Source organism: Mycolicibacter virginiensis (assembly GCF_022374935.2).
In the GTDB taxonomy this organism is placed as follows: domain Bacteria; phylum Actinomycetota; class Actinomycetes; order Mycobacteriales; family Mycobacteriaceae; genus Mycobacterium; species Mycobacterium virginiense.
The window spans coordinates 22,572-47,098 of sequence record NZ_CP092430.2; the positions used below are offsets into that span (position 1 = coordinate 22,572).

Genomic DNA, 24,527 nt, shown 5'->3' on the forward strand with positions numbered 1-24,527 from the left:
GCGGGGGGCCGTAGGGCAAAGCGGCAGCGCTTTGCTGGATGGGATTGTCGCCTCGAGTGGACGCTGCCGCCGCGCCTAGTGGACCCGGACGATGATCTCGGAGTGACCCAGCCGGATGACGTCGCCGTCGGCCAGCTGCCACTCCTGGACGGGGGCGTTGTTCACCGTGGTGCCGTTGGTCGAGTTCAGATCCGACAGCAGGGCCACCCGGCCGTCCCAGCGGATCTCAAGGTGACGGCGCGACACCCCGGTGTCGGGCAACCGGAACTGGGCGTCCTGGCCGCGGCCGACCACGTTGGCGCCTTCGTGCAGCTGGTAGGTCCGGCCGCTGCCGTCGTCGAGCTGCAGGGTGACCGAGGCGGGTGCGGAGTAGGCGCGCTGGCCGTAGCCGCCTCCTGGAGCCTCCCCGTAACCGCCCTGAGCCTGCTGACCGTAGTCGTAGCCGCCCTGGGTGCCTTGACCCTCGCCGTAGCCGCCGGGTGCGGGCTGGCCGTAGTCGTAACCGGCGGGAGCCGGAGCTGCCTCGCCGTAGCCGTACCCGGGCTGGCCGTAGTCCTGGCGGCCGTAGGACTGGCCTCCCTGGTCATACCCACCCTGGTCGGGGTAGGCGGGGCGCTGCTCGTACTGGCCCTCGGGGTAGGAGTAGTCGTCCTGGCGGGCCGGAGGGGCTTCGCCGTAGCCGTAGCCGGGCTGGCCGCCGGCCGGGTAGGCCGGTGCCGGAGGTTGGTGCTGGGGGTAGCCCTGCTCGTAGCCGGCGGGAGCGCCGTAGCCGCTGGGCGGACGCTGCTCGTAGGGCTGGGCCGGCGGGGCGGGAGGGGCGGGAGGGGCGTAGCCGCCGCCTTGGCCGGGGTAGCCACCCTGCTCCGGGTAGCCGCCTTGCTCGGGGTAGCCGCCCTGCTCGGGCCGACGCGGCGGAGCGTAGCCGCCGCCCTGGCCCTGATCGGGGTAGCCGCCGCGCTGCTCCTGCTGGTAGTGGTCGGGTTCGGGAGCGTAGGGGCCACGGGGGTCCTGACCGCCGCGAGCATCGTCGCCGGGCCGCCCGTAGCGGGGGTCGTAGTACTCGTCGCCGGGACGATCCTGCCCGTGGGCGCCGCGGTAGCTCGGGTTATCGGTCATCGGTGGCACTCCTGATTCTGCGGTAAACGCATGAACTGATTGTGGCGGGCGGGATTCGTTGAGCGTCTCGTGGGGGCTGGCGTCAGGGTTGACGCCGCCGCGTGCGCGGACCTGGCCGGTTCGCAGGCTCGGCGAATGCTGGAACCGGACAACCACATCACCATACGTTTGCCACCCCTGTTCGCCGATGTAGCCGGCCAGATGGCGGGCGAATGCCGTCGACGTCAGATCCCGGTCGGCGCCCACCTTCTCGTAGTCGTCCCTACCGAGGGTAATGACGTATTCGTTGGGCGCCAAAAGTTGATTTCCGGCCAGGGAGCGCACCCCGGCGGCGGCCTCGCGGCGCAGCGCAGCCTCGACTTCCTCGGGGAGGACTTCCCCTCCGAAGACCCGGGCCATCGCATCCTCCACAGCGGATTCGAGTTTGCGCTCGATGCGATGAACCAGCCCGCGCTGGCTGTCCAAGCTGCTACCCGCCTTACTCTCCGCCGTCACTAGCCCTATCGGGAACGCTGCTGCGGCGTGTCGCTCAGCTGCATCCGCCCTGGACATGGTATCGACCCGGGGTGCCAGGGCGGCACCCTTCTACGGCGGAGAATCGGATAAGACCAGGTCACGAAGGGGTCACGGCGGCTCGGGTGGAGGCCAGGCGGTCGGCGCTGCAGGTCCGGAGCCGATTTTTAAGGGGGCGGGGGGCCCGTGATACGCTCCCCCGGTTGCTCGGGCGAGTGGCGGAATGGCAGACGCGCTGGCTTCAGGTGCCAGTGTCCTTCGGGACGTGGGGGTTCAAGTCCCCCTTCGCCCACAGTGTGATGAGTCGGGTCATGGGTTACACATGAGTCGCGTCATTGGTTACAGATTGCCCCGGCTTTTGCCGGGGTTTTTCTGTTTGTTGGGCCAGTAGTTGTGGTCGGGGTCGATGTGGTGGCTGGCGATGACGTGGTGGCCGGTTTTGCTGATGACGGTGACGGTGGTGGCGGCGATCAGGATCAGCACGGGGGTGCCGGCGTGGGCGCGCCCGATGCCGAGGTGATGTAGGCGGCTGCCGTGGCGCAGGGTGAGTTTGCCGAACTGGTCGACGACGTCGGCGCGCAGCCGGACGGCGGCGCTGGGTTGGTTGCCGGGGGTGGCTTTGGGACGGGCGAGGTAGGCCTGTTCGGGGGTGAGGTGCTGTGGGTGGGCACGGTGGCCGCGTTCGGTGTTGTAGATGACCCGGAAGACATCGAGGAGTTTTTGGAGTTCGGCCAGGGTGGCGGGGCGGGGGCGTGCGCCCAGCCAGCGTTTGAGGGTTTGGTGGAAGCGCTCGATTTTTCCCTGGGTCTGGGGGTGGCCGGGGTGCCCGTTCTTTTGGGTGATGCCTAGGGCGGCCAGGAGTCGTTCGAAGTCGTTGTGGCCGCCGGTGAATCGAGAGGTATAAACACTGCCGTTGTCGGTCAGTGTGGCTGCGGGCAACCCGAATTCGAGGCTGGTGGCGGTGAAGCTGGCGACGACGTCGGGGCCGCTGACGCGGCGGTGGGCGGTGCACGCCAGTAGGTAGCGGGAGTGGTCGTCGAGCCAGTTGAGGATTTCGGTGTCGGTGCCATCAGCGAGGCTCCAGTGGGTGAAGTCCGATTGCCAGCATTGGTTGGGTTGGTCGGCGGCGAAGCGGTGGTAGGAGCTGCGGGGGCGTTTGCGGGGTTGGGGGGTGATCAGGCCGTGGTGGTGCAGGATGCGCCGGATCGTGGAGGTCGACGGCACTGGCAGGCCTTGGCGGGCCAAGTGGTTTTGCAGGGTGAGGGGGCCGGCGTCGAGGCCTTCGGCGGTGAGTTCTTCGCGGCGTAGCACGATGGCGGCGATGACCTCATCGGAGATCCTGCGGGGTTTGCTAGCGGGGCGCCGAGAGCGGGGTTCGAGCGCATCGAGGCCACCGGTTCGGTAGCGGGTCAGCAGGCGGTAGAGGTGTTGGCGGGATAGCCCGTAGATGCGGGCTGCAGCAGTCACCGACAGGTTTCCGCTGAGGACTTCTAGGACGGCCACGCGCGCTTTGGACATGACCCATGACTGTCACCTATGACGCGACTCAGCAGCCATCACTGCAGGTGTCACCCATGTCACGACTCATCTGTCACCTATGTCGTGAATCCACACACCCCTTCGCCCACAGTGTGAGGAAAACCCCGGCCGCTATGGCCGGGGTTTTCTGTTTCGTTGAGCCGAATGGCGGCGGCGATGAGGAGCCCTCTCTTGTCGCTGCCCGTCAGCATTCCCTCCGCATCACCAGAGCGGATCGCGGCCGTTCCAGGCGATGAGCCGGTCAATGGCGGGGGCGTCGTCGGGAACGGGGACAGCTTCGGCGAACGGCATGGCCACCTCTTCCAGGCCCATCGCGGCCGAGATCTGCGCGTAGAGCGCCCGTCGGTTCTCGGCCGGCAGGATCCGGTGCGCCGAGTGCAACGCGGCGGCGACCACTGTGTCGTCCCAGTCGGGCTGCTGGCCGGTCGCCGCTGCGAGGTCCCAGGTGTGGACCGTGATCTCGGAGAGATAGGACGCCAAGACGTCGGCGCCGCTGCCCTGGATCCACGGCAGCGCCATGGGTTGGTGGAGGACGGCGTCATCGCTCCAGGCGTCGGCGGCGCGTCTGCCGGACTCCTGCCACGCGTCGGCCCAACGGTCGTCGGACACCTGTGGTTCGGCGACGGCGAAGGGGTCCTCGCCGTTGCCGAGCGCGGCAATGCGGTCAAGAACGGCGACCAGGTGAGCCAGCATGGTCTGCACGTCCATCTCGGTGCAGGGCGTCAGGTGAGCGAACTGGTCAGAGCGGACGCCGGCGATAACGGCGCCAGCGGTGGCAACGGCGCGGTCGAGAAGGGGCCGGGGGTCGGTGGGAGGGGCTGCGGGGGAACTGGTCGGTGTGGTCATGGCGCCATTGTTGTGGCCATAACCGGACACCTAGTGGCCGGTTTGTGTGCCAGTCTGCTGGGGTGCGAGCTGATCGGCTGGTGGCCACCCTCCTGCTGCTGCAACAACGCAAGCAGGTCACCGCGCTGGAGGTCGCCCGGGAACTGGAGGTGTCCGAGCGCACCGCCCGCCGCGACCTCGAAGCGCTCAGCGTCGCCGGGGTCCCGGTCTACTCCATGCAGGGGCGAGGGGGCGGGTGGCGCCTGCTGGGCGGCGCCCGAACTGACCTCTCAGGGCTGACTGCGAGCGAGGCCCGCGCCCTGTTTCTCGTCGCCGGACCCGCGTCGACGGCAACCCCGGAAGTCAAGGCCGCCCTGCGCAAGCTCGTCCGCGCGCTGCCCGAGCCCTTCCGGGAGCAAGCCGAGGCCGCCGCGACATCACTGGTGGTGGATCCACGGCACTGGGGGGCCAGTGAGGTGGTGCCGAGGCCGCCGCAGTTTCTCGACGACCTACAAGAGGCGGTGATCCGCGGCGTCCAGATACGGCTCGGCTACGTCGACCGCCAAGGCTCCGAGACCGAGCGAACCGTTCACCCCTTGGGCATCGTCGCCAAGGGCCCGACCTGGTATCTGGTCTCCCACACGGAGGCCGGTCGACGGACCTTCCGGATCGACCGGGTCTCGTCGGTCCAGTTCACCGACGACCCCGTGCAGCGGCCCCAGGGATTCGACCTTGCGCAGAGCTGGCGCGAGATCGCCGACGAGGTCGACCGCAAGCGCACGCCGATCGAAATCCAGGCCCTGTGCGTTTCCGACGGGCTCGGCCTGCTCCGGATGATGCTCGGGGGCCGCCTTGAGGTGGGCGGTTCCACGCCCGATGGCCGGATCGAGGTCGTGATTCGCGGCCACAATGAATACGCCCTCGCCGGTCAACTCGCCGGGCTCGTCGAATGGCTCGAGGTGACCGGCCCGCAGGGCGTGCGTGATCATTTGGCCGCCATCGGTACCGCGCTGGCGGCGCGGTACCGATGAGCGCCCGCCTCAGTACGTCGACACGACGTTCTCCTTGGCCCAGCGCTTCTCGGCATCCGATCCGCCCGGCGGTGGAACGAGCCCGTTGATCATCCACAGTTCCTCGCTGGTCTCGTCGACGTGGAATTCCGAGTGCACGCCCGGGTGCCGCTCGAGCGTGGGAGTAAGGATCTGATTGATCCATTCAGCAATCCGCCGCCGGCCTTCGGTGTCGTGGGCGTGCCGGGCGATGTGGTCGATGACCACGCGAATGCCCACTGGCGTCGGCTCACCCCCGACGTAGAAGTCCTCCGGCGCGGTCTCCTGGAAGAGGGTGACCACATAGAAGCGCGGCAGCCCGGCACTCTCGTAGTGCTCGGTGATGCGGGCGGCCAGCGCGCGCTTGGTCTCGGCGTTGAAGATGCCCGGGGTGTGGTGAATTGTCCACAGCGGCATGGCGGTACTCCTTGGTTGATTGAGTGCGCTCAGTGCGTCAGGTCGCCCGACAGGTTCTCGACCGGACCGGACAGCGCGGCCTTGACGCTCCCGCTGATGTCGTCGGCCAGCACCTCGACGGCACCGGACTCGACGCCATCGAGGATGCGCCGCGCCACCTCGCCCGGCGTCACCTTGGGGGCGTCCAGAGCGGAGACCATGTCGGTGTCGATCAAGCCGGCGTGGATGCCGACCACCTGCGTGTGCTGCGCCGCCAGTTCGATGCGCAGGGAGTTGGTCACCGACCAGGCGGCGGCTTTGGACGCACCGTAGGCGCCGTAGCCGGCCATCCAGGACAGCACCGAGTGCATGTTGACCAGCGCCCCTCCCCCGTTGGCCGCCAGGATCGGCGCGAACGCCCGCGCCAGGCGCAGCGGCCCGAAGACGTTGACGTCAAAGGTTTCGGTGATCCGCTCGAAGGAGCCGGTCAGCAGTGGGTCCGGCAGCAGCACGCCCGCGTTGTTGAACACCAGCTCCGCATCGCCGGCCGTCTCGGCCAGGGCCGCAACCGACTCGGGGGACCCGACCTCCAGTGCCAGTGGCACCACCTTCGGCCGCTCATCGGTGAATGCGGTGCGTGCGGTCGAGTAGACCTTGCGGGCTCCGCGCGCCAAGAGTTCGTCGACCAGGGCTGCGCCCAGTCCGCGCCGTCCGCCGGTGACCACCGCGACCTTTCCCTGTACTGCAACCATTTCCGGATCCTCTCTTGCTGACTAACGCCCTCGTTAGTAAGAGCAAAGCACGCCGCGCTGGATAACGCAAGTGTTAGTCACGTAGGCTGGCTGACATGGAGTTCGAGCCTCGGTTGCGCGACCGCACACGGTGGTCGGCCGGCGATGCGTGTTCGGTGGCCCGGCTGCTCGATGTGCTGAGCACCAAGACGGCGTTCCTGGTGGTGCGCGAATGTTTCTACGGAACCAGTCGCTTCGAGGACTTCACCGCGCGTTTGGGCGCCTCGGCGCCGGCGGTGTCGCGCGCACTCAAGCAGCTCGAGGCCGCCGGGATCATCCGCCGGGTGCCCTACCAGGAATCCGGGCAGCGGGTCCGCGACGAGTATCGGCTGACGCCCGCCGGCGAAGATCTGTTGCCGGTCTTCCTGTCGCTGATGCAGTGGGGTGACAAGTATCTCCAGGACGGGACGCCGCCACTGAGCTTCGTCGACGCGAACACCAAGAGGCGGGTGGGCGTTCGCGTCACCGACGATCTGGAGGGGCCGGTAACCGACGCCGGCGACATCGAGATCCGCTGGAACGCACCGCGCCGATCACGCTGACGAACTCAGTGACTCGCCCGGATCACCGTCTCGGCGAACTCGGCGATCGACTCTGGTGGCGCGAAATCAGCGAACCACACGTAGAACCGTTGTGCCCCTTGGCTTTCAAGCTTCCGGAAGTGGTCGATCAGCGTCGCCGCGTCACCGCACACCAGACCCGAGCCCAGCCGGCCGAACCGCCGCTGCGCCGTCTCCGACACCGCCGCCACGTCCTGGCCGCGTCGGGCGAAACCGACCATCTGTTGGACCGAGGCGCGGGCAGAGCCGATCAAGGGCAGCAGCTCGGGCAACTTGTGCACATGCGTCGCCGGCAGGTTCCACCAGTCGGCGTACCGACGGGTCAGCTCGAGCATCCGCGGGCCAACACCCCCGAGCACCAGCGGGATCGGCTGGGTCGGCGCGGGAGTCTGCGCCCGCTCCCCCGCGGTGTTCCAGTACTGACCCAACAGCGCAAGCGTCTCCCCCAGCGCATCGACGCGTTGCCGGGGGCCGGCGGTGGTGATGCCGTACTTGACCAGCTCGTCGGGCATCGAGCCGGAACCCAGCCCCAGTTCGAACCGTCCGCCGGTGGCCTCGGCCAAGGTGGTCGCCTGTTTGGCCAGCACCGCCGGGTGCCGGAACCCGTCGCACAACACCACGTGGCCGACCTTGATCCGTTCGGTGTGGGCGGCCACCCAGGTGGCCACTGTCATCGCCTCCCATAGCGGCGAAGCGGGGTCCATCGGGGTGTCCAGGTGATCGAGGAACGCGACACCGTCGAAGCCGGACGCCTCCGCCGCCTGGGCCCGCGACACCAGGTCGGCGAGGCCGATTCTGGTTTGCGGCAGGTACAAGAACCATTCCGTCATCGCTGTCCCTTCGGTGTTGCAGCCGTCGGCGCCTGACGCAGCGCCGGCAGCACATAGCGGCGTAGATGCTGCCGCACGGCCGCCGGATCGTCGGGGTCCATGTGGTTTCCCGGGACACTGCCGAAACTGATCATCACCCGAGCGATCCATTCACTGGCCTCGGGCAGATCGGTGTCGGGGTGAATGTCGCCGCTCGCGGCCGCGGCCGCCAGGAACGGAAGCCAGAACCCCGCGAGATCGGGAACTAAACCGCGAACCCCGGTTCCGGCACACGCGGTGAACTCCTCCGGTTCGGCGGTGCGCAGCCGCATCAGCAGCGTGCCGGGATCGTCGTAGGCGCGGCGGCCGATCTGGACGCCGGCCACCAGCTGGTCCTCGAAGTCGGTGAGTGTCGACAGCTCGGCGCGGGTCTGCGCCCAGCTGGTCTCGATGAGCCGAATGATCGCCGCGCCGACCAGTGTCGGCTTATCCGGAAAATTCCGGTACAGCCAGGCCCGGGACACCCCCGCTGCCTGGGCGACATCGATCATCGTCGTCGCCCGAATCCCCTTGTCGGCCAGGAGTTTCTCGGTCGCATCGAGAAGCCGATCCGTTGTCGACGGGGACGCGGGCGACGCTGACGTTGCGTTCACGGCCACCTCCTGGTCGGTAATCCTAACAACGGGGTAGACACATCTGAAGATCTGTGTACTATAGCGACGCGTCACGTAGACACTTCTGCAAACCTGTCTACCTCGGATCTCGGAAGGTTCCCCATGCCCTCACCCCGCACCGCGATCATCGGTGCCGGCATCAGCGGCCTGACCGCAGGAAAGATGCTGAGCGACTACGCGATTGACTACATCTGCTTCGAATCCTCCGACCGAATCGGTGGCAACTGGGCCTTCGGCAACCCGAACGGACATTCCAGCGCCTACCGGTCGCTGCACATCGACACCTCCAAGCACCAGCTGTCGTTCCGCGACTTCCCCATGCCGGATCACTACCCCGACTTTCTGCACCACACGCTGGTCAAGGAGTACCTCGAGTCCTACGCCGCGGCGTTCGAGCTCAAACGCAACATCGAGTTCGAAACCGAGGTCACCCACGCCCAGCGGCTGCCCGGCGGTGGCTGGGAGCTGCAACTGGCCGGCGGCGGGCGCCGTCGCTTCGACCTGTTGGTCGTCGCCAACGGGCACCACTGGGATCCGCGCCTGCCGGACTTTCCCGGCGAATTCAGCGGGGAGACGTTGCACGCGCACCACTACATCGACCCCAAGACGCCGCTGGACTTCAGCGGAAAGCGGATCCTCGTGGTCGGCCTGGGTAACAGTGCCGCCGACATCGCCGTCGAACTGTCGTCGAAGGCGCTGGACAACGAGCTGACCTTGTCTACTCGCTCGGGCGCCTGGATCGTGCCGAAGTATCTGGCCGGCAAGCCCGCCGACAAGTACTTCCGGACCAGCCCGTATCTACCGTTCTCCTGGCAGCGCAAAGTCGCTCAATGGGCACAGCCGATCATCGCCGGGCGCCCCGAGGACCTCGGGCTGCCCACCCCCAACCACAAGTTCTTCGAAGCGCATCCCACCCAATCGGTGGAACTGCCGCTGCGTCTGGGGTCTGGCGACGTCATCCCCAAACCCAACATCAGCCGGCTCGACGGCGATACCGTCCACTTCACCGACGGCACCAGCGGCCAATTCGACGTCATCATCTACGCCACCGGCTACAACATCACCTTCCCGTTCTTCGACCCGGAGTTCATCAGCGCACCAGGCAATCGAATCGACCTGTACAAGCGGATGTTCTATCCGGGCATCGACGACTTGGTGTTCGCCGGATTCGCCCAAGCCACCCCGACGCTGTTCCCGTTCGTCGAATCCCAGGCCCGCCTCATCGGCGCCTACGCGGCCGGTCGCTATCGGCTGCCGTCGGTCGCCGAAATGCGCCGGGTGATCGAGGCGGACCGGCGCAAGTACACCGGCCACATGCTCGACACCCCGCGCCACACCCAGCAACTCGACTACTTCCTTTACGAACACGACATGCGCACCGCGGAGATCCCGCGCGGCACCCGACGCGCCGCCGAACTCGGCGTGCCCGGCTGGGCCGGCGTGCGGGAGATGGAGGCATCCGCATGAGCGCGACCATCCGATTCGGCAGTGGCGGCGCCACGTGTGTCGGGCAGTTCTTCCCGGCCGCGCAATACGACGGCGACGGCGCCCCGGTCGTGGTGCTCGGCCACGGGTTGGGCGGCACCGTCGACTCCGGTCTGATCCCGTTCGCCGAACGACTCAGCGAAGCCGGTTTCGCCGCCTTTGCTTTCGACTACCGATATTTCGGTGCCTCCGAAGCGCAACCGCGCCAACGGATCTCCATGCAAGAGCAGGTCGACGACTTCCGCTCGGCATGCTCGGCCGCGGCTGAGCAGCCCGGCGTCGATCCTCGCCGGATCGTGGTGTGGGGAGTGTCGCTGGGCGGCGGGCATGTTTTCGAGGTGGCCGCCACCACGCCCGGTGTCGCCGCCGCCATCGCGCTGACACCACTGGTCAGCGGGCCGGCCGCCGCGGTGGCGGCCCTGCCCCACCATCGCCCGGCAGCGATGCTGCGCTCAACGGCAACGGGCTGGCGCAGTGCGCTGGCCCAACGGTTCGGCGGCCCGCCGGCGACCATCCCCCTGGTGGGCCTCCCCGGGGAGCTGGCCACCCTGACCGCCGACGGCTACCACGCGGCCTACACCGCGATGGCCGGCCCGACCTGGCGTAACGAGATCGATGCCCAGGTCGGCGTGCAGCTCGGCGGCTACCGTCCGGCGGCCAAGCACGCCGAGGCCATCGCCTGCCCGCTCCTGGTGCAGATAGCCGATTTCGACCGGGGCGCTCCCCCGCAGGCAGCCGCCAAGGCGGCGTTCGCCGCCCGCGCCGAAGTGCGGCATTACCCCTGCGATCACTTCGACGTCTTCGCGGGTGGCGACTGGTTCGATCACGTCGTCGAGCACCAGATCGCGTTTCTGGCCCGGCACCTGGCCGGCGCGACCGCTACGGTCACGGGTTAGGAGGTCTGATGGCGGAAACCATGCAGCAGCTGCTTGCCGAACGCATCGGTGACACCGGTCTGGCGGTGCTTTACAACGACGCCGAAGGCGAGCAGATCCGCTGGTCCTGGCGGGAATACCTCGTCCGCGCGGCCCGCCACGGGGCCGCGGTGCTCGCCCGCGCCGACGCCGACCGGCCGATGCACGTCGGCGCCCTGCTGGGCAACACCCCCGCGATGCTCACCGCGCTCGCCGCCGCCGGGCTGGGCGGCTACGTCCTGTGCGGGGTCAACGACACCCGCCGCGGCTCGGCACTCGCCGGGGATCTGCGCACCGCCGATGTACAGCTCCTGCTCGTCGATGCCGAACATCGCGCGTTGCTGCAGGGACTCGAGCTGCCCGGCGTTACGGTCATCGACGTCGACGACCCGGCCTGGGCCAGCGAGTGCGCGGATGCCGGGGTACTGCAGCCGCATCGGCAGGTCGGGCCGCTGGACCCATTCATGCTGATCTTCACCTCGGGCACCAGTGGGGACCCGAAAGCCGTTCTGGTCAGCCACTTCATGGTGCTGGTCGCCGGGCAGAGCCTCACCGAGCGATTCGAGTTGGGCGCCGACGACGTCGTCTACCTGTCCATGCCGTTGTTCCATTCGAATGCGATCGCGGCCGGCTTCGGTCCGGCGGTGGCCGCCGGTGCGGCGATGGCGCCGGCGAAATTCTCGGCTTCGCGGTTCTTGGCCGACATCCGCGCCTACGGTGGCACGTATATGAACTACGTCGGTAAACCGTTCGCCTACCTACTGGCGCATCCCGAGCGGCCCGATGACGCCGAGAATCCGCTTCGGGTCGCCTTCGGTAATGAGGCCTCCGAACGTGACATCGGCGAGTTCTCCCGCCGGTTCGGTGTCCACGTGGTCGACGCCTTCGGCTCCACCGAGAACGCCGTCACCATCACCCGTGACGAAGGCACCCCGCCCGGTTCGGTGGGACGCGGATTCCCCGGCGTCGCCATCTACAAGAGCGATCCCGTCAGCGAGTGCCCCCCCGCGGTCTTCGACGAGCACGGTGCGTTGATCAACGCCGACGAGGCGATCGGCGAACTGGTCAACACCGCCGGGTCGGGCTTCTTCTCGGGCTACTACAACAACGAACAGGCCACCGCGGACCGTATGCGCGACGGCATGTACTGGTCAGGCGACCTCGCCTACGCCGACGCCGACGGCTGGATCTACCTGGCCGGGCGCACCGCCGACTGGATGCGGGTCGACGGCGAGAACCTGGCGGCGGCGCCGATCGAGCGGATCCTGATGCGCCACCCCGATATCAACCAGGCCGCGGTGTACGCCGTGCCGGACGGTAACGTCGGCGATCAGGTGATGGCCGCCCTGGTGTTGCGCGACGGCGCCCGGCTGACCGAGGGCGAGTTCGCCGATTTCCTTGTCTCTCAAGAGGACCTCTCCCCCAAGGCCTGGCCACGTTATGTCCGGCTGACCGAGGAACTGCCCTCGACGGCAACCAACAAGATCCTCAAACGTGTGTTGGTCGCCGACGGTACCGACGTCGGTGCAGACAACCTGTGGGAGCGTCCCGAACGAGAGCGCACCTACCGAACCACCACGACGACGGGAGCGCGACGATGACGGCTCAAAGGCCCGTGGCCCTGATCGTGGGCGGCGCTTCCGGGATCGGGTTGGCCACCGCGCACGCCCTGGTCGCCCGCGGCGACCATGTGGTGATCGCCGACATCAACGAGGAAGCCGCCCGTGCCCGCGCCGCCGAGCTCGCCGGTATGGCCACCGCCGTCGTCGCGGATGTGACCGACGAGGCCAGTGTCGCAGCGGCTTTCGCGGTCGCCCGCGAGGCCGGACCGCTCCGCACGGTGGTCAGTTGCGCCGGCCTGTCGATCATCGGCCCGATCGCCGACATCGAGCTGTCCGGTTGGCAGACCACCATCGATGTCTGCCTCACCGGCACCATGCTGGTGATCAAACATGCGGCCCGCAATCTCGAAGACGGCGGCAGCGTGGTCGCGATCTCCTCGCTGAACGGGCGTCAGCCCGGCACCACGATGGCCGCGTACTGCAGCGCCAAGGCCGGAGTGCTGATGCTGGTCCAAGTGGCCGCCCTGGAGCTGGGCCCGCGCGGCATCCGGGTCAACGCGGTCTCTCCCGGCCTGGTGGACACTCCCCTGGTCGCCGGCCTGGCGATGGTGCCCGGGCTCACCGACGAGTACATCGAAAACACCCCGCTCGGGCGCTCCGGCATCCCCGACGACATCGCCCAGACCGTGGAGTTCTTGACCTCGGAACGCGCCGGCTGGATCACCGGGTCGGCCTTCGACGTCAACGGCGGCGCACATCTGAAGCGCTACCCCGACGTGCTCGGCAAAGTACAAGCGTTAGCAACAGGATTAGAAGGATGAAGCGATGCGCAGTGTCGTAATCGATGGGCCCGGATCGATCCGAGTCGACACCCGCCCCGACCCCGAGCTGCCCGGAGCCGACGGCGCCGTCGTCGAGGTGACCGCCACCGCGATCTGCGGTTCCGATCTGCACTTCTACGAAGGCGACTACCCGATCGCCGACCCGGTTCCGTTGGGCCACGAGGCGATCGGCACCGTCGTCGAGGTCGGCTCGCAGGTGAACTCCGTACGGGTCGGTGACCGGGTCATGGTCTCCTCGGTCGCGGGCTGCGGGCACTGCGCCGGGTGCGGCACCCTCGACCCCATCCGGTGTCATTCGGGCCCGCAGATCTTCGGATCGGGTCTGCTGGGCGGTGCTCAGTCGGAGCTGCTTGCCGTGCCGGGCGCCGACTTTCAGTTGGCCCGGATTCCCGAGGGGATTCTTGACGCCGAAGCCCTGTTGCTCACCGACAACCTCGCCACCGGTTGGGCGGCCGCGCTGCGCGCCGACATCCCGGTCGGCGGCACGGTAGCGGTGATCGGGTTGGGTGCGGTCGGTCTGTGTGCGGCACGTAGTGCGCTGTTCCTGGGCGCAGCAACGGTTCTCGGCATCGATCCGGTACGTGAGCGCCGGGAACGGGCTGCCCTGATGGGTGTGACTCCGGCGGAGCCGCCGGCCACGGCCGCGGCCATGGAGCTCAGCGGTGGACGCGGTGTGGACGCGGTGATCGACGCCGTCGGCTCGGACACCACGATGTCCGACGCCCTGAACGCGATACGACCCGGCGGGACGGTATCGGTGGTCGGCGTGCATGACCTGCAGCCCTTCCCGTTCCCGGCGTTGCCGGCTCTGCTGCGCAGTGCAACGCTGCGGATGACCACCGCGCCCGTGCAACAGACGTGGCCCCAGCTGGTGCCGCTGCTGCAATCCGGGCGGCTGTCGGTGGACGGGATCTTCACCACCGAGATGGCCCTGGACGACGCGGCCGACGCCTATCGTGCGGTGGCGGCGCGGTCCGGAGACGTGGTGAAGGTGCTGCTCACGCCGTAGCCTGAAGCGACGCCGGGGGACGAGAGGATGTCAGATGGTCAAGCGGATCGTCGTCTGGGGCACCGGGTTTGTCGGCAAGTTGGTCATCCCCGAGATCGTCAGACACCCGCTGTTCGAGCTGGTCGGTGTCGGCGTCAGTGATCCCGCCAAGGTGGGACGCGACGTCGGTGAGATCTGCGGGATCCCCGAGATCGGCGTCACCGCCACCGATGACGTCGACGCTTTGATCGCCCTGGCGCCCGACGCACTGGTGCACTACGGCCCGACCGCCGCGCACGCGGGCGACAACATCGCGTTGATGTCGCGGTTCCTACGTGCCGGGATCGACGTCTGCTCCACCGCGATGACCCCGTGGGTCTGGCCCGGTCTCAAGCTCAACACGCCGGACCTGCTGACGCCGATCACCCAAGCGTGCGAGGACGGCGGAGCGTCGTGTTTCACAACGGGCATTGACCCCGGCTTCGCCAACGACCTGTTCCCGATGACCCTGATGGGGGTCTGCGCCGAGGTGCGCAAGGTGCGGGCCTCCGAGCTGTTGGATTACACCAACTACACCGGTGACTACGAGAACGAGATGGGGATCGGCCGCGACCCCGACTTCCAGCCCGTGCTCAAGATCCCCGAGGTACTGATCTTCGCCTGGGGTGGCACCGTGCCGATGATCGCGCATGCCGCCGGGATCGAACTGGACGAGATCACCACCACCTGGGACACCTGGGTGACGCCGAACGAACGCACCACCGCTAAAGGCGTGATCGCCCCCGGCCAGGTCGCGGCGGTGCGGTTCACCATCAACGGCATCTACCGCGGCGAGACCCGGATCCAACTCGAACACGTCAACCGGATCGGTCGAGACGCCGCACCCGACTGGCCGGCGGGCACCCAGGACGACGTGTACCGCGTCGATATCGAAGGGACGCCGAGCATTTCGCAGGAGACGGCGTTCCACTTCACCGATGGCTCGGGTCGTGACGCGGCGACGGCCGGCTGCCTGGCCACCGGGATGCGCGCGCTGAATGCGGTGCCCGCGGTCAATGATCTTCCGCCGGGCTGGGTCACGGCCCTGGACCTGCCGCTGATTCCGGGAGCGGGCACCATTCGGTGAGAGCGGGATCGGCTAGCGGCCGCGGGGCCGCCGCGGCCGTAGCCGCAGCGGCGGCATCGGCGGGGCGGGCAGCCGTTGCAGGCGGCCCTGATAGCCGCTGACCCGGCCGAACTGCTCGTCCTCGTCTTGCCAGCGTCGGCGGAACTCAACGATCTCGTCGTGGCTGCGACCGATGAAGTTCCACCACAGCACCAACTCCTCGCGAAACGGCACCCCGCCCAGCACCAGGATTCGGGCGGGGGAGTCGCCGGTGTTGCGCAGCGGCAGCACCGTGCGACCGGGGCCTTGATAGCCGAGCTCACCGAAACCCAGGCCCGTGCCGCCTAGGCTGACCGCGCCCTGGTCGCACAGCACGCCGTGTTCGAATGCGGGGTCGACGTCGAGTGCCAGCTCGGTGCGCGGATCCAGGTCCAGTTGGGCGCCCAGCAGGGGAGTGAAGGTCGCGACGGGGGAGCGGTACCCAACCAGATCGCCGAGGAACACCAGCGCAGATGCGCCGGGTAGCGAAACCGGTTCGGGCGCAAAATGGTTGAAGTCGCGGGCACTGTTGCGAGCTGTGTCGGGCAGGGCGACCCAGAGCTGCACACCCCGCAGGACAGGAGCCGACTCCGGGTCGACTGAGACCTCGGAGTGGCAGATTCCCGCGCCGGCCGTCATCAAGTTCAACTCACCGGGGCGCACCAGCGCGTGCACGCCGCCGCTGTCGCGGTGCTCGACTCGCCCGCTGAACAGCCAGGTCGCCGTCTGTAGTCCGGTGTGTGGGTGCGGGGGTACGTCCATGCCGCCGTCGGCGACGTCGTGAGGTCCGTAATGGTCGACGAAGCACCAGGCGCCGATCAGTGACCGGTTGCGCTGCGGCAAGGTGCGCCGGACTTCAATGGCACGCGCTCCGCCCAGCGGCACCTCACGGGGTTGCAGTACCTCGATATGATCTTCGGGCGTTGCCGCACAGGCGAATTCAGTCGAGGTGGCCTCCAGGTTGCTCAACTGTCCACCTCCGCGCCGTGCGCCATGCCGCTGTGGCGATCCTACCGACCGGTGCCGTGGGCGGTCGTGGTCACGCCGCTGATCGAGGGTCGAGCCGCCCGGCGGGCAGGTGAAAAACCGTCGCTGTCACCGGCAGCTGTTCGCGTTCGTGGTTGGTCAGCAGCGTCTGGTTGTCGGGCAACTCGCGGGTGTTGACTTCGCCGGCGGCGATGGCGCGCAACAGCGCGTGTGCCTGGGCGAGTTCGGCCCGCTTGCGGTACTGGCCGCCGGGTAGCTTCACGCCGGCCCACACGCCGTACTCCTCGCCGCGCTCCACGGCGAGCGCCGCGCACCGGCGTTGCTGTGCGAGTGGGCAGCGTCGCAGGCACTGCAGCCGCGCCTCGGTGGAGGACTGTTCGTAGGCCCGGGCCTTCGCGGCCCCATCGGCACTGTCGGCGTCGGGGTAGCCGAACCACAGTTCGGGATTGGCGGAGCAGGGGGGTGCCATCGGAAGGGCCTCCTCGCGAACAGATCGAATAACGTAGAAGAAAACGTATACGATCGAATACGGCGAGCGCAACAGAAGTTGATAAAAACATATATGTAAGTAGTGAAGGGCCAGGCTGTGTACGATCCGTCCATGGCCGGGGCGCAACAATGAGCCGCGAAGCGGCGGGCGCGGCCATTCGGGCACTGCGGGAGGCGCGCGACTGGTCGTTGGCCGACCTGGCCGCGGCCACCGGGGTCAGCATCATGGGATTGAGCTACCTCGAGCGTGGCGCCCGCAAGCCGCACAAAGGCACAGTTCAGAAGGTTGAAAATGGGCTCGGCCTGCCGCCGGGCACCTATTCTCGGCTCCTGGTCGCCGACGACGCCGACGCTGAACTTGCCCAGTTGATCTCCGCGACCGGGCCGCAGGCACCCGCCGCGCGTCCCGCCGGAGCCATCGTCGTCGACCGGCACAGCGACACCGAAGTGCTGGAGGGATACGCCGAGGCACAGCTCGATGCGCTGCGTTCAGTGATTGCAAGACTGCCATCGGAAGCATCAGACGAATACGAGACATATATTCTTTCCGTGATCACGCAGTGCGTGAAGGCGGAGATGCTCGCGGCCAGTTCGTGGCGGGTGGCGGTGAACGCGGGCGCCGATCACGCTGCCCGACTGATGGCGCACCTGCAGGCCCTGGAGGCGACGCGCACTGATCTGCTGCAACGGATGCCTGGCAGTTTGACCGCTCGCTTCGACCGGGCGTGTGCGCAGTCGTCGCTGCCCGAACCGGTGATCGCGGCGTTGATCGGCGTCGGCCCCGAAGAGATGTGGGACATCCGCAACAGGGGCGTGATCCCGCCCGGCGCGCTGGCCCGAGTCCGTGCCTTCGCGGACGGATCCGTGGACGCGACAGATGGTGGCGACGAAGGGGGATAACAGTGAGCAACGGTGAGTTGGAGCTACTGACACGCGCCAATGAGCTGTTCGCGGGCAAACCACGGCCCGCGTCACTGGAATCCGCGCTGGATCACTACGCCGAGTTGTTGCAGCGCAACGCCAACACCGACACGGGCACCGGGCATGACCGGTACCGGATGGCGGTGCTTGCCCAGCGAGATCGGTTATTGGCCAGCGCGCGCACCGATGCGCTGGCCACCACGGTGCTGGCCGCCGCGGTCGCCGACCACGCCCGGGCACGCCAGCAGACCGACGGTGTCGTCGCCGCCGCCCGCGCCGACTCGGTGCTCACCCCGAACACGCCGTTGGCGCATCGGGAGGCGATGCGCCGGCGGGTGGCCCGGCTACGCGCCCAACACGCCCACGTGGTGTCGGCCCAGCATCGCGCGCGGGCCCACCGCGCAAGGTTGCGGCGGCTGCGATACCGGGGAGCGCGGCGCGGACCCGTGGGCGTGGACCGGTTGCGGCTGCCCAACACTCGGGGCGGGCTGGCGGTCCGCGCCGCACTGTCGCGACTCGGCAGACCCTATGTCTGGGGTGCGACCGGGCCCGACCGATTCGATTGCTCGGGGCTGACTCAGTGGGCGTATCGCCAGGCCGGCGTGCCGCTGTCGCGTACCACCTACACGCAGATCTACGAAGGAATCCCGGTGCCGCGCCCCCAGATTCGACCCGGCGACCTGGTCTTCCCCAGCACCGGGCATGTTCAGCTGGCGATCGGCGGCAACCGGGTGATCGAAGCCCCGCACGCCGGCGCAACCGTGCAGATCAGCCCGCTGGGCGCGCATGTGGCGATCCGACGGCCGGTGCCGTGATCGGAGGCATCCCCACCTGATGCTCGGGTGAATTGTCGGCATCGGTGGGCCTCGGTACAGTCACCGGCCATGAAGCGGTCAGCTCCCGAGCGTCGGCCCACCGCAGCGATGTTGGGCTGAGCAGATGGCAACCCGCGACGACGTGCTCGATGCGATCGACCGCATTGAACGGGCCGGCGGCGCGGGCGAGGCCACCCGCGTGGCCCAGGCGGCCCTGACCCTGCCGTTGCCGCCCTCGGGTTACGACAGGGTTCTAAGCCATCTGGGCTCGACCGGTGACCAACAGCAGGGCCGGGCGGCGCAATCTATCAAGCTGGCCGAAGCGGCTCTGGCGCAGCAACTGTCAGCCGCCGCGGATTTCGACCGGCAGATCATCGAAGCGCTGCGCCACGCGCACAAGACCACGTTGGAAGGCCGGCGCCGCCTCGACGACCTCGAGGTCGAGATTGCCGGCACCGCAGGGTCCTGGGATCTGAGTACCGCCGCGGGCGCACGCGAATTCCAGAGGTTCTTGGTCGACAGACTCGGGCAGATCATCAAGGTGGTCGAAGAGACCAACGACGATGACGCCTCCAAGGAGGCGCTCGCCACCGCGTTGACGGGGCTGTACCGCGGCGCGCCGTCGGATCGTCACCAGCCGCCGCCAGCCGCGGACGACCAGGCGTTCCCGGTGGACCCGGTGGACCCGGACACCGAGCCCTACCCGGACTTATTGGCCGATGACCAGCCAGAGACCGATGACCAGGAGGCGCCGCAACGGCTGCCGCAGTGGGCGCCGCCGATGTTCCCGGGCATGGGTTCCGACGGCTCGGGCTTCGGGGCCATGCCGGCCGCCATGCCGTCCGGATTTCCGATCACCGGGCCGACGCCTGGATGGGGCCGTGACGACTTACCGGCTGAGGATGATGACCTGCCTGAAGAATCGGCTGCGGCCGATCCTCTTGATGGCGCCGACGCCGACGCCGACGACGAAACATCGGAGCAGGAGCCGGGGGAGCGCGGGCCGGTCACGGTGCAGCTCCCCGACGGCGAGACCACGACCGTGGCCAACCCACAACTGGCTGCGGCAATGCAGGCCGTCGCCGACGGACAGTCGGTCGTGGAGGCGTTCCGCAGCCAAGGCATGCACGTCCCGCCGCCCGGAACACCGGTGGTGGCAGCGGTCGACGTGGCCAGCCTGCGTCCCGGAGACATCGCCGTGTTCACCGATCGCCATGCCCTCGCTGTCGGTGCCGGCAAGGCGCTACTCGACGGGCAGGTCCACCTGGTGGAGAACCTGCGTGGTCCAGGATTTCTGGGTTGGCAGCATCCGCCGGCCCTGGCCCAGGAGCCCGCGCCGCCCACTGAGCCGGTCGCGACCAGGCCGGCGAGGGCGCTCGGTGGCCTTATGCGCTTGAAAAACGCGGCTCCAACCGTCATCGTCGATTAGCCAGGAAGGTGCAATATGCCCGAGAAGATCCACGTCAACCAGGACGTTCTGACCAACGCGGCTGGCAACCATCAAGAGGCGTCGGACTACCTGTCCACCGTCACGTCCTCACACGAGGGGATCCAGGCGACCCTGAATTCGCTCGGTCCGATATACGGCGATTTTCGCCAGGCGGCCGGTTCGCTGCTCGACGCACGCAAGGACTGCTACGACGACCAGTCGACGGAACATTCGACTGTCTCGAACAATCTGCACCGCGCGGTGGCGACATGGAACAAGAATGAAGACGATGCCGCCAACGCCTTCGGGCACCTCACCGATGGGCACCGATGACTGAGCCGAATCCGGCTTTCGACGCGATCCACCCCAGTGGTGATGTGCTGTTCCGGTCATGCCGCGGCGGCTATCTGCACAGTGTGGTGCTCACCGAGGCGGTGATGGACACCGATGTGAACCGCCTTGCGGAGGCGATCGTGCTGGCCGCGGACGTCTCGTTTCTCAAGGCGGCGTTGGAGATCCGGGGAGAGATCGTCATGACCGGGCACGTGCCCTCGGCCGCGGTCCCCACCACTGACGATCTGCGGGTGGCTACCGAGCGGCTGCTGGCTCACAAATTGCACCCGGGCACGGACTCCCGCGGCTAAAGCACCCATCTTCCGGCAGCATCTGCATTGGGCGCGATGTCGGCCGGGGGATCAACCACCATGTCGCCGAACAGCTTTCGGGCCCGCTCCAGCAACGCGAGAACTTCGCTCAACTGCGCTGCACAACCCGTGCCCGGGGACCCGACATCAGCCACGATTTGCACGCTACCGACCGCCCCAGGGGCTGACAATTCACCGCGCGCAGTGGCTGTGGAAGATTGCCCGAATGCCTTCGGCGACGCAGCCCGCTGAGAACGAATTCGGACAAGAGTGCCGGGACGGCAACGGTACGCTTGCGCGGTGGCACTCTTCGGTCGACGGTCGGCGCGCCAGCGCCTCCGGAACGCGGCCCGGGAATCACTGACGATCCCGGCCTTCAGCGCTCCTGTCGACTGTAGTTCCTGGGTACTCGGCGGCCTGTGGCCCGCCGAGCTGGCGACACTCACCCCGGAGACCGCCCCGCTGGCCGACTACCTCAATGCCGATCTGCAGCGCATCGCGCAATCGGCCAACGAGAAGCTCCACGCCATCAGTCGCTCCGATCTGGCCGGCCCGGCACGCCAGGCCGCGGAAACCCGGGTTATCAACGTCGCCAGAGCTTTCGCCGTCCTGCGGGTTGAGTCGACGGTGCGCCAACTCCACAAGGAAGCTCTGGACTTCGGCGGGGAGTACGTCAGCCTCAACGCGGCCCCGGCCCCGGCTCCGGTGGTGCGCCCCGCCGAGGCCCCGGTCGAGCCCGTGGCAGCGCCTCGCTCGCCCGAACCGCCCGAACCGCCTTCGGAGAAACCTGCCCAGCGAGCCCGGCATCGGCTGCCGAAGTCCGACGCCGCCGTCGTTCCTGAGGTAGCACCACTCGATCCGCCCCCGGTGACTGTGCCGCCGGCTGCGGTGACGTCTGAGCCCTCCGAGACGCCACCGCAGGCACCGGAGATCGTCGAAGTGCCCGCGACGCCGGAGGTATTGGAACCGGAACGCTTCTCGGAGCCATACGCCCCGCCGACGGCCGTGATCGACAGCGCCCAGGACCAGCAGCCGCCGACGGCCGCATTCCCGACCGAAGCCATCGACGTCTCGCCGGTCGAGCCGGTCGAGCCGGTCGTTGCCCCACCGGTCGAGCCGATTGTTGTCCCGCCGGTCGAGCCGGCTCCCACCGCCCCGCATCCACCCGCGGCGGCCCAACCCGAACCCGAACCCGTCGCGCCGACGGTCGCGGAGTCCGGCGAACAACGACTCCAGCGCCTACTGGCCTTCGTCGCCCGTCAGGAACCCGGACTGCGCTGGGCCATCGGAGCCTTTGCCGACGGCACCACCCGCCTGGTCACCGACATCGCCTACGGATGGGTCCCGTCCGGGATCGAGCTGCCCGATGGGGTGCAACTGCTCGAACCCGGCCGCCGCAATGGCACCGCCACCGAGATGCTGGGCAACCCGACGGAGTCGGCCAGCTACAGTCCCGGCGACCGTCTCGGTTGGGCCAGTGATTTCGCCGTCACCGAGACCTCGGTAGCGCCCCGCAAGCTGGAGCCCATCGACGATCTCGGCTGGCGACTCAGCGAGGCCACGCACTGGCGCGAAGGACTGCCGCGGATGGCCAATACCCTGGTGAAGGCAGGCGCCGCCGGTACCGGGGTGGTCGACGCCGAAATCGACTTGCTACGTGTGCATCTGGACACCATGCGTTACCAGCTGTTGGCGCAGTATCCCGACTCCGACTCCGCCTTGGTGCTGAATTGCATGCTGTTGGCCGCCTCCGAAGGCATGGCGACCGGAGACACCGTTTCGGCCAACTACCACTACAGCTGGTTTCAGACGCTCACGGCCCCGCCCACGGGCCCGTGGGATTCACAGATTTAACGGGCATCGATGAATTGACGCTGTTCATGCCGGCTGGACATACTTAGCCAATGTCGGGGGCGGAGAGCCGCGCGGAACTCAGCGACAAGGACCTCGTGGAGTCCGTGTTGCGGGATCTGCGTGAGGCCGCCGAGAAATGGGAAGCGCTGGTCGCCGAGGCCGAGAACACAACCTACAGTGTTGATCTCGGCGACGTCCGTGCTGTGGCCAACGCCGACGGCCGGCTGCTCGAGCTGACGCTGCACCCGTGTGTGGTCAGCGATTACACCCACAGCGAGTTGGCGGATCGGCTCAATCACGTCTTCACCGCACTGCGTGAGGAAGCCCAGTCCGACTTCGAGACCCGCTACGGCACCAGCCCGGTCTGAGCGGCCCGCAGTCCTACCAGTTCAGCGCGGCCATCTCGCGTTTGGTGTCGCACACGGCGCGCACCGCGGAGTCGATGTCGACGGCGGTGATGGTCTTGAGGTCGTCGATCGTCACCGGCTGCCCGGCACGTTTCTGGGCGGCCACCCGAGTGTCGCGGGCCAGTTCCGCTTCCTCGATCACGTTGCGGGCGAACCGGCCGTTGTGCATGACGTTGATGCCGTGCTCGCCGCGTGGGCTGACGTAGCCGCGGATCGTGGTGACCATCGCCAGGAAGCGTTGGCGTGCTTCGGGATTGAGCACGGTGGCCCGACTGGAACCGTAGCGCTCACCGATCTCGACGATCTCTTCGGGGGTGTAGGACTCGAACCGGATCTTGCGGTTGAACCGGCTGGCCAGACCCGGGTTGACGGTCAGGAATTCATCGACCTGGTCTTCGTAGCCGGCGGCGAGGAAGCAGAAGTCGAAGCGGTGCTTCTCCAGCGCGATCAGCAGCTGGTTGACGGCCTCCATGCCGATCATGTCCGGAGTCCCGTCCTGGTGACGTTCCACCAGCGAATAGAACTCATCCATGAAAAGGATTCCGCCCAACGCCTTTTCGATCAGCTCATTGGTCTTGGGCCCGGACGATCCGATGTGCTCGCCGCAGAAGTCCGAACGGCGGACTTCGGTGATCTCGGGGTTGCGCACGATACCCATGCCGGCGTAGATCTTGCCCAACGCCTCGGCGGTGGTGGTTTTGCCGGTGCCGGGCGGGCCGACCAGCAGCATGTGGTTGGTCTGGCCTTCCACGGGCAGGCCGTGCTCGAGTCGCATGGCACGGATTTCGAGCTGGTCCTCCAACGCCTTGACCGCACGCTTGACCTCGGCCAGACCGACCTGCTTCTCCAGCTCGGCACGGCCCTGCTCCAAGAGCTCAGCGCGGCGGTCCAGCGCGTTGTGTTCGTCGAGTTCCGCGCGGCTCTTCGCCGAACCCGCATCCCAGCGGTCGGTGCGACTGTCGATGATCTGTTCTTCGGTGACCACCAGGCGCAGATTCGGTTCGGCCAGCGCGGCCTTGGCCGGCTCGGTCAGCACACCGTTGATGGCGGCCTTGGACAGCCAGACCTGCGCCTTGTCCTCCTCGCCGAGCTGGCGGTGCACCATGCCGCGCAGATAGGCGAGATCTGCGGCCAGCAACGGGATCTCGCTGGGGTTGAGCGACGCGGTGAGCACACCTGCCGGGAATCGTTCCGAGGAACGCGTCTGCCCGGTGATGTCGACGCGGTCCAGCCAATCCAGTGCCACCCGGCCCTGGCCCAGGTGCGCGGCCGCATAGCCGGCCAGTGCGCACACCGATGCGGTGACCGCGGGCATGACGATCGCCCGGTCGGGGAGTTCTTCGGCGGCGACGGTCAGCAGATCCGGCCAGCGCTGGGTGACGAACATCAGGTAGGCGCGGCCGAGCTGATGCCACTGGTGGTTGATCCAACTGTCGAGCAGGGCTTTGTCGGCCAGCAGGGCGTCGGCACCTTCGTATTCACCGGCCACGGTCAGCGCCGATGCCAGGGCTAGACCCACGTGCGAGGCGTCGGTCACCGTGATCGACAGATACGGTCCCAGCGGGATCTGGGCGGCCAGGTGCCGGCCCAGCCGGGTGGTCTCCTTGTGCAGCCAGTCGCTGTTGGCGTAGAGACGCTTGAGCGTGTCCAGCTCGGTGTCGCCGCAGGCGATACGGCCCAGCCAGGCGTCGGCCATGGAGGGGTCGGCCTCGGTTGCGGCGACGAAGTCGGCTAACGCGTCGGGGGTGCCGTAGCGCCCGTCCATGCTCACCAT

At 67.9% G+C, this 24,527-nt stretch carries 26 protein-coding genes and 1 tRNA gene; 16 read left to right on the forward strand and 11 right to left on the reverse strand.

All coding sequences use genetic code 11. From position 1 onward, the window contains the following. Positions 1-75: 75 nt before the first annotated feature. Entirely contained in the window at positions 76-1,581 is a 1,506-nt protein-coding gene (locus MJO54_RS00110; protein ID WP_105295446.1) for an FhaA domain-containing protein, read from the reverse strand. 257 nt (positions 1,582-1,838) lie between these two features. Here MJO54_RS00110 and MJO54_RS00115 point away from each other — a divergent pair. Beyond that, positions 1,839-1,921, forward strand: a tRNA-Leu gene (locus MJO54_RS00115). Positions 1,922-1,968: 47 nt separating this feature from the next. Here the strand turns inward: MJO54_RS00115 and MJO54_RS00120 are convergent. After that, positions 1,969-3,147 carry an IS481 family transposase gene (locus MJO54_RS00120; protein WP_105295447.1) on the reverse strand — a complete coding sequence of 393 codons (1,179 nt, stop codon included), beginning with the start codon at positions 3,145-3,147 and terminating at the stop codon, positions 1,969-1,971. A 222-nt stretch (positions 3,148-3,369) separates the two neighbouring features. Further along, the gene (locus tag MJO54_RS00125; RefSeq protein ID WP_065153618.1) at positions 3,370-4,014 is read right to left on the reverse strand and encodes a TIGR03086 family metal-binding protein; all 645 of its coding nucleotides are present in this window, start codon (positions 4,012-4,014) and stop codon (positions 3,370-3,372) included. Positions 4,015-4,076: 62 nt separating this feature from the next. Between MJO54_RS00125 and MJO54_RS00130 the strand changes: the two genes are divergently transcribed. Continuing rightward, positions 4,077-5,024: a helix-turn-helix transcriptional regulator gene (locus MJO54_RS00130; protein ID WP_064890072.1), complete on the forward strand. Its 948-nt coding sequence runs from the start codon at positions 4,077-4,079 to the stop codon at positions 5,022-5,024. 9 nt (positions 5,025-5,033) lie between these two features. Here MJO54_RS00130 and MJO54_RS00135 read toward each other — a convergent pair whose 3' ends face one another. Together MJO54_RS00135 and MJO54_RS00140 are read right to left on the reverse strand one after the other, a co-directional pair. Next, a complete protein-coding gene (locus MJO54_RS00135; RefSeq protein ID WP_064890073.1) occupies positions 5,034-5,459 on the reverse strand; it encodes a tautomerase family protein in 426 nt (141 codons plus the stop codon). 29 nt (positions 5,460-5,488) lie between these two features. Then, entirely contained in the window at positions 5,489-6,190 is a 702-nt protein-coding gene (locus MJO54_RS00140; protein WP_046286618.1) for an SDR family oxidoreductase, read from the reverse strand. Between the two features lie 95 nt (positions 6,191-6,285). Here MJO54_RS00140 and MJO54_RS00145 point away from each other — a divergent pair, with 95 nt between their 5' ends. Next, positions 6,286-6,771, forward strand: coding sequence for a winged helix-turn-helix transcriptional regulator (locus MJO54_RS00145; RefSeq protein WP_046286617.1), 486 nt, complete (start codon positions 6,286-6,288; stop codon positions 6,769-6,771). A 5-nt stretch (positions 6,772-6,776) separates the two neighbouring features. Here MJO54_RS00145 and MJO54_RS00150 read toward each other — a convergent pair whose 3' ends face one another. Both MJO54_RS00150 and MJO54_RS00155 read right to left on the reverse strand, forming a co-directional pair. Then, complete coding sequence (locus MJO54_RS00150) at positions 6,777-7,619, reverse strand: LLM class flavin-dependent oxidoreductase (protein ID WP_065153611.1); 843 nt, start codon at positions 7,617-7,619, stop codon at positions 6,777-6,779. Further along, on the reverse strand, positions 7,616-8,257 hold the full coding sequence (locus MJO54_RS00155) for a TetR/AcrR family transcriptional regulator (protein ID WP_046286615.1): 642 nt from the start codon (positions 8,255-8,257) through the stop codon (positions 7,616-7,618). Before MJO54_RS00155 ends, MJO54_RS00150 begins: the two co-directional genes overlap by 4 nt. Before the next feature lie 117 nt (positions 8,258-8,374). On the opposite strand from MJO54_RS00155, the gene MJO54_RS00160 reads away from it, so the two are divergent. Genes MJO54_RS00160 through MJO54_RS00185 form a run of 6 tightly spaced genes read left to right on the forward strand, consistent with a single transcriptional unit; the run spans position 8,375 to position 15,189 of the window. Beyond that, complete coding sequence (locus MJO54_RS00160) at positions 8,375-9,739, forward strand: flavin-containing monooxygenase (RefSeq protein ID WP_065153610.1); 1,365 nt, start codon at positions 8,375-8,377, stop codon at positions 9,737-9,739. Then, the gene (locus MJO54_RS00165; RefSeq protein WP_052741355.1) at positions 9,736-10,653 is read left to right on the forward strand and encodes an alpha/beta hydrolase; all 918 of its coding nucleotides are present in this window, start codon (positions 9,736-9,738) and stop codon (positions 10,651-10,653) included. Before MJO54_RS00160 ends, MJO54_RS00165 begins: the two co-directional genes overlap by 4 nt. Positions 10,654-10,661: 8 nt before the next feature. Then, a complete protein-coding gene (gene fadD1 / locus MJO54_RS00170; protein ID WP_065153609.1) occupies positions 10,662-12,272 on the forward strand; it encodes a fatty-acid--CoA ligase FadD1 in 1,611 nt (536 codons plus the stop codon). Beyond that, positions 12,269-13,054 (forward strand): SDR family NAD(P)-dependent oxidoreductase, encoded by a 786-nt coding sequence (locus tag MJO54_RS00175; RefSeq protein WP_174549806.1) that lies wholly within the window; start codon positions 12,269-12,271, stop codon positions 13,052-13,054. Before fadD1 ends, MJO54_RS00175 begins: the two co-directional genes overlap by 4 nt. Before the next feature lie 4 nt (positions 13,055-13,058). After that, complete coding sequence (locus MJO54_RS00180; RefSeq protein WP_065153608.1) at positions 13,059-14,084, forward strand: alcohol dehydrogenase catalytic domain-containing protein; 1,026 nt, start codon at positions 13,059-13,061, stop codon at positions 14,082-14,084. A 34-nt stretch (positions 14,085-14,118) separates the two neighbouring features. Beyond that, complete coding sequence (locus MJO54_RS00185) at positions 14,119-15,189, forward strand: NAD(P)H-dependent amine dehydrogenase family protein (protein ID WP_105295448.1); 1,071 nt, start codon at positions 14,119-14,121, stop codon at positions 15,187-15,189. Between the two features lie 12 nt (positions 15,190-15,201). On the opposite strand, the gene MJO54_RS00190 is transcribed toward MJO54_RS00185, so the two are convergent. Both MJO54_RS00190 and MJO54_RS00195 read right to left on the reverse strand, forming a co-directional pair. Next, on the reverse strand, positions 15,202-16,176 hold the full coding sequence (locus MJO54_RS00190; protein WP_046286360.1) for a pirin family protein: 975 nt from the start codon (positions 16,174-16,176) through the stop codon (positions 15,202-15,204). A gap of 70 nt (positions 16,177-16,246) precedes the next feature. After that, a complete protein-coding gene (locus tag MJO54_RS00195) occupies positions 16,247-16,663 on the reverse strand; it encodes a WhiB family transcriptional regulator (RefSeq protein WP_046286361.1) in 417 nt (138 codons plus the stop codon). A 149-nt stretch (positions 16,664-16,812) separates the two neighbouring features. Here MJO54_RS00195 and MJO54_RS00200 point away from each other — a divergent pair, with 149 nt between their 5' ends. The 5 genes from MJO54_RS00200 (at position 16,813) to MJO54_RS00220 (ending at position 20,492) form a co-directional block, all read left to right on the forward strand. Next, positions 16,813-17,583 (forward strand): helix-turn-helix domain-containing protein, encoded by a 771-nt coding sequence (locus tag MJO54_RS00200; RefSeq protein WP_065153606.1) that lies wholly within the window; start codon positions 16,813-16,815, stop codon positions 17,581-17,583. Between the two features lie 2 nt (positions 17,584-17,585). Further along, positions 17,586-18,419: a C40 family peptidase gene (locus tag MJO54_RS00205; protein WP_065153605.1), complete on the forward strand. Its 834-nt coding sequence runs from the start codon at positions 17,586-17,588 to the stop codon at positions 18,417-18,419. A 124-nt stretch (positions 18,420-18,543) separates the two neighbouring features. Next, positions 18,544-19,848, forward strand: coding sequence for a DUF4226 domain-containing protein (locus tag MJO54_RS00210; RefSeq protein WP_065153604.1), 1,305 nt, complete (start codon positions 18,544-18,546; stop codon positions 19,846-19,848). A gap of 15 nt (positions 19,849-19,863) precedes the next feature. Then, the gene (locus tag MJO54_RS00215) at positions 19,864-20,181 is read left to right on the forward strand and encodes a type VII secretion target (RefSeq protein WP_065153603.1); all 318 of its coding nucleotides are present in this window, start codon (positions 19,864-19,866) and stop codon (positions 20,179-20,181) included. Next, positions 20,178-20,492: a DUF2694 family protein gene (locus MJO54_RS00220; protein ID WP_065153602.1), complete on the forward strand. Its 315-nt coding sequence runs from the start codon at positions 20,178-20,180 to the stop codon at positions 20,490-20,492. Before MJO54_RS00215 ends, MJO54_RS00220 begins: the two co-directional genes overlap by 4 nt. On the opposite strand, the gene MJO54_RS00225 is transcribed toward MJO54_RS00220, so the two are convergent. Next, positions 20,489-20,647 carry a hypothetical protein gene (locus MJO54_RS00225; protein ID WP_165604603.1) on the reverse strand — a complete coding sequence of 53 codons (159 nt, stop codon included), beginning with the start codon at positions 20,645-20,647 and terminating at the stop codon, positions 20,489-20,491. The two genes, MJO54_RS00220 and MJO54_RS00225, sit on opposite strands and share 4 nt — an antisense overlap. Positions 20,648-20,792: 145 nt before the next feature. Here MJO54_RS00225 and MJO54_RS00230 point away from each other — a divergent pair, with 145 nt between their 5' ends. Together MJO54_RS00230 and MJO54_RS00235 are read left to right on the forward strand one after the other, a co-directional pair. Further along, the gene (locus MJO54_RS00230; RefSeq protein WP_065153601.1) at positions 20,793-22,346 is read left to right on the forward strand and encodes a DUF5631 domain-containing protein; all 1,554 of its coding nucleotides are present in this window, start codon (positions 20,793-20,795) and stop codon (positions 22,344-22,346) included. 50 nt (positions 22,347-22,396) lie between these two features. Further along, positions 22,397-22,714 carry a DUF2710 family protein gene (locus tag MJO54_RS00235; protein ID WP_046286367.1) on the forward strand — a complete coding sequence of 106 codons (318 nt, stop codon included), beginning with the start codon at positions 22,397-22,399 and terminating at the stop codon, positions 22,712-22,714. A 13-nt stretch (positions 22,715-22,727) separates the two neighbouring features. On the opposite strand, the gene eccA is transcribed toward MJO54_RS00235, so the two are convergent. After that, positions 22,728-24,527 (reverse strand): type VII secretion AAA-ATPase EccA, encoded by a 1,800-nt coding sequence (gene eccA, locus MJO54_RS00240; RefSeq protein ID WP_233428796.1) that lies wholly within the window; start codon positions 24,525-24,527, stop codon positions 22,728-22,730.

What these genes read in the sequence shown, in the direction of transcription:
- MJO54_RS00120 (WP_105295447.1), bottom strand. Translation starts at nt 3,147, where the DNA reads ATGTCCAAAGCGCGCGTGGCCGTCCTAGAAGTCCTCAGCGGAAACCTG.
- MJO54_RS00125 (WP_065153618.1), bottom strand. Translation starts at nt 4,014, where the DNA reads ATGACCACACCGACCAGTTCCCCCGCAGCCCCTCCCACCGACCCCCGG.
- MJO54_RS00135 (WP_064890073.1), bottom strand. Translation starts at nt 5,459, where the DNA reads ATGCCGCTGTGGACAATTCACCACACCCCGGGCATCTTCAACGCCGAG.
- MJO54_RS00140 (WP_046286618.1), bottom strand. Translation starts at nt 6,190, where the DNA reads ATGGTTGCAGTACAGGGAAAGGTCGCGGTGGTCACCGGCGGACGGCGC.
- MJO54_RS00145 (WP_046286617.1), top strand. Translation starts at nt 6,286, where the DNA reads ATGGAGTTCGAGCCTCGGTTGCGCGACCGCACACGGTGGTCGGCCGGC.
- MJO54_RS00150 (WP_065153611.1), bottom strand. Translation starts at nt 7,619, where the DNA reads ATGACGGAATGGTTCTTGTACCTGCCGCAAACCAGAATCGGCCTCGCC.
- MJO54_RS00160 (WP_065153610.1), top strand. Translation starts at nt 8,375, where the DNA reads ATGCCCTCACCCCGCACCGCGATCATCGGTGCCGGCATCAGCGGCCTG.
- MJO54_RS00165 (WP_052741355.1), top strand. Translation starts at nt 9,736, where the DNA reads ATGAGCGCGACCATCCGATTCGGCAGTGGCGGCGCCACGTGTGTCGGG.
- fadD1 (WP_065153609.1), top strand. Translation starts at nt 10,662, where the DNA reads ATGGCGGAAACCATGCAGCAGCTGCTTGCCGAACGCATCGGTGACACC.
- MJO54_RS00175 (WP_174549806.1), top strand. Translation starts at nt 12,269, where the DNA reads ATGACGGCTCAAAGGCCCGTGGCCCTGATCGTGGGCGGCGCTTCCGGG.
- MJO54_RS00180 (WP_065153608.1), top strand. Translation starts at nt 13,059, where the DNA reads ATGCGCAGTGTCGTAATCGATGGGCCCGGATCGATCCGAGTCGACACC.
- MJO54_RS00185 (WP_105295448.1), top strand. Translation starts at nt 14,119, where the DNA reads ATGGTCAAGCGGATCGTCGTCTGGGGCACCGGGTTTGTCGGCAAGTTG.
- MJO54_RS00195 (WP_046286361.1), bottom strand. Translation starts at nt 16,663, where the DNA reads ATGGCACCCCCCTGCTCCGCCAATCCCGAACTGTGGTTCGGCTACCCC.
- MJO54_RS00200 (WP_065153606.1), top strand. Translation starts at nt 16,813, where the DNA reads ATGAGCCGCGAAGCGGCGGGCGCGGCCATTCGGGCACTGCGGGAGGCG.
- MJO54_RS00210 (WP_065153604.1), top strand. Translation starts at nt 18,544, where the DNA reads ATGGCAACCCGCGACGACGTGCTCGATGCGATCGACCGCATTGAACGG.
- MJO54_RS00215 (WP_065153603.1), top strand. Translation starts at nt 19,864, where the DNA reads ATGCCCGAGAAGATCCACGTCAACCAGGACGTTCTGACCAACGCGGCT.
- MJO54_RS00220 (WP_065153602.1), top strand. Translation starts at nt 20,178, where the DNA reads ATGACTGAGCCGAATCCGGCTTTCGACGCGATCCACCCCAGTGGTGAT.
- MJO54_RS00235 (WP_046286367.1), top strand. Translation starts at nt 22,397, where the DNA reads ATGTCGGGGGCGGAGAGCCGCGCGGAACTCAGCGACAAGGACCTCGTG.
- eccA (WP_233428796.1), bottom strand. Translation starts at nt 24,527, where the DNA reads ATGGTGAGCATGGACGGGCGCTACGGCACCCCCGACGCGTTAGCCGAC.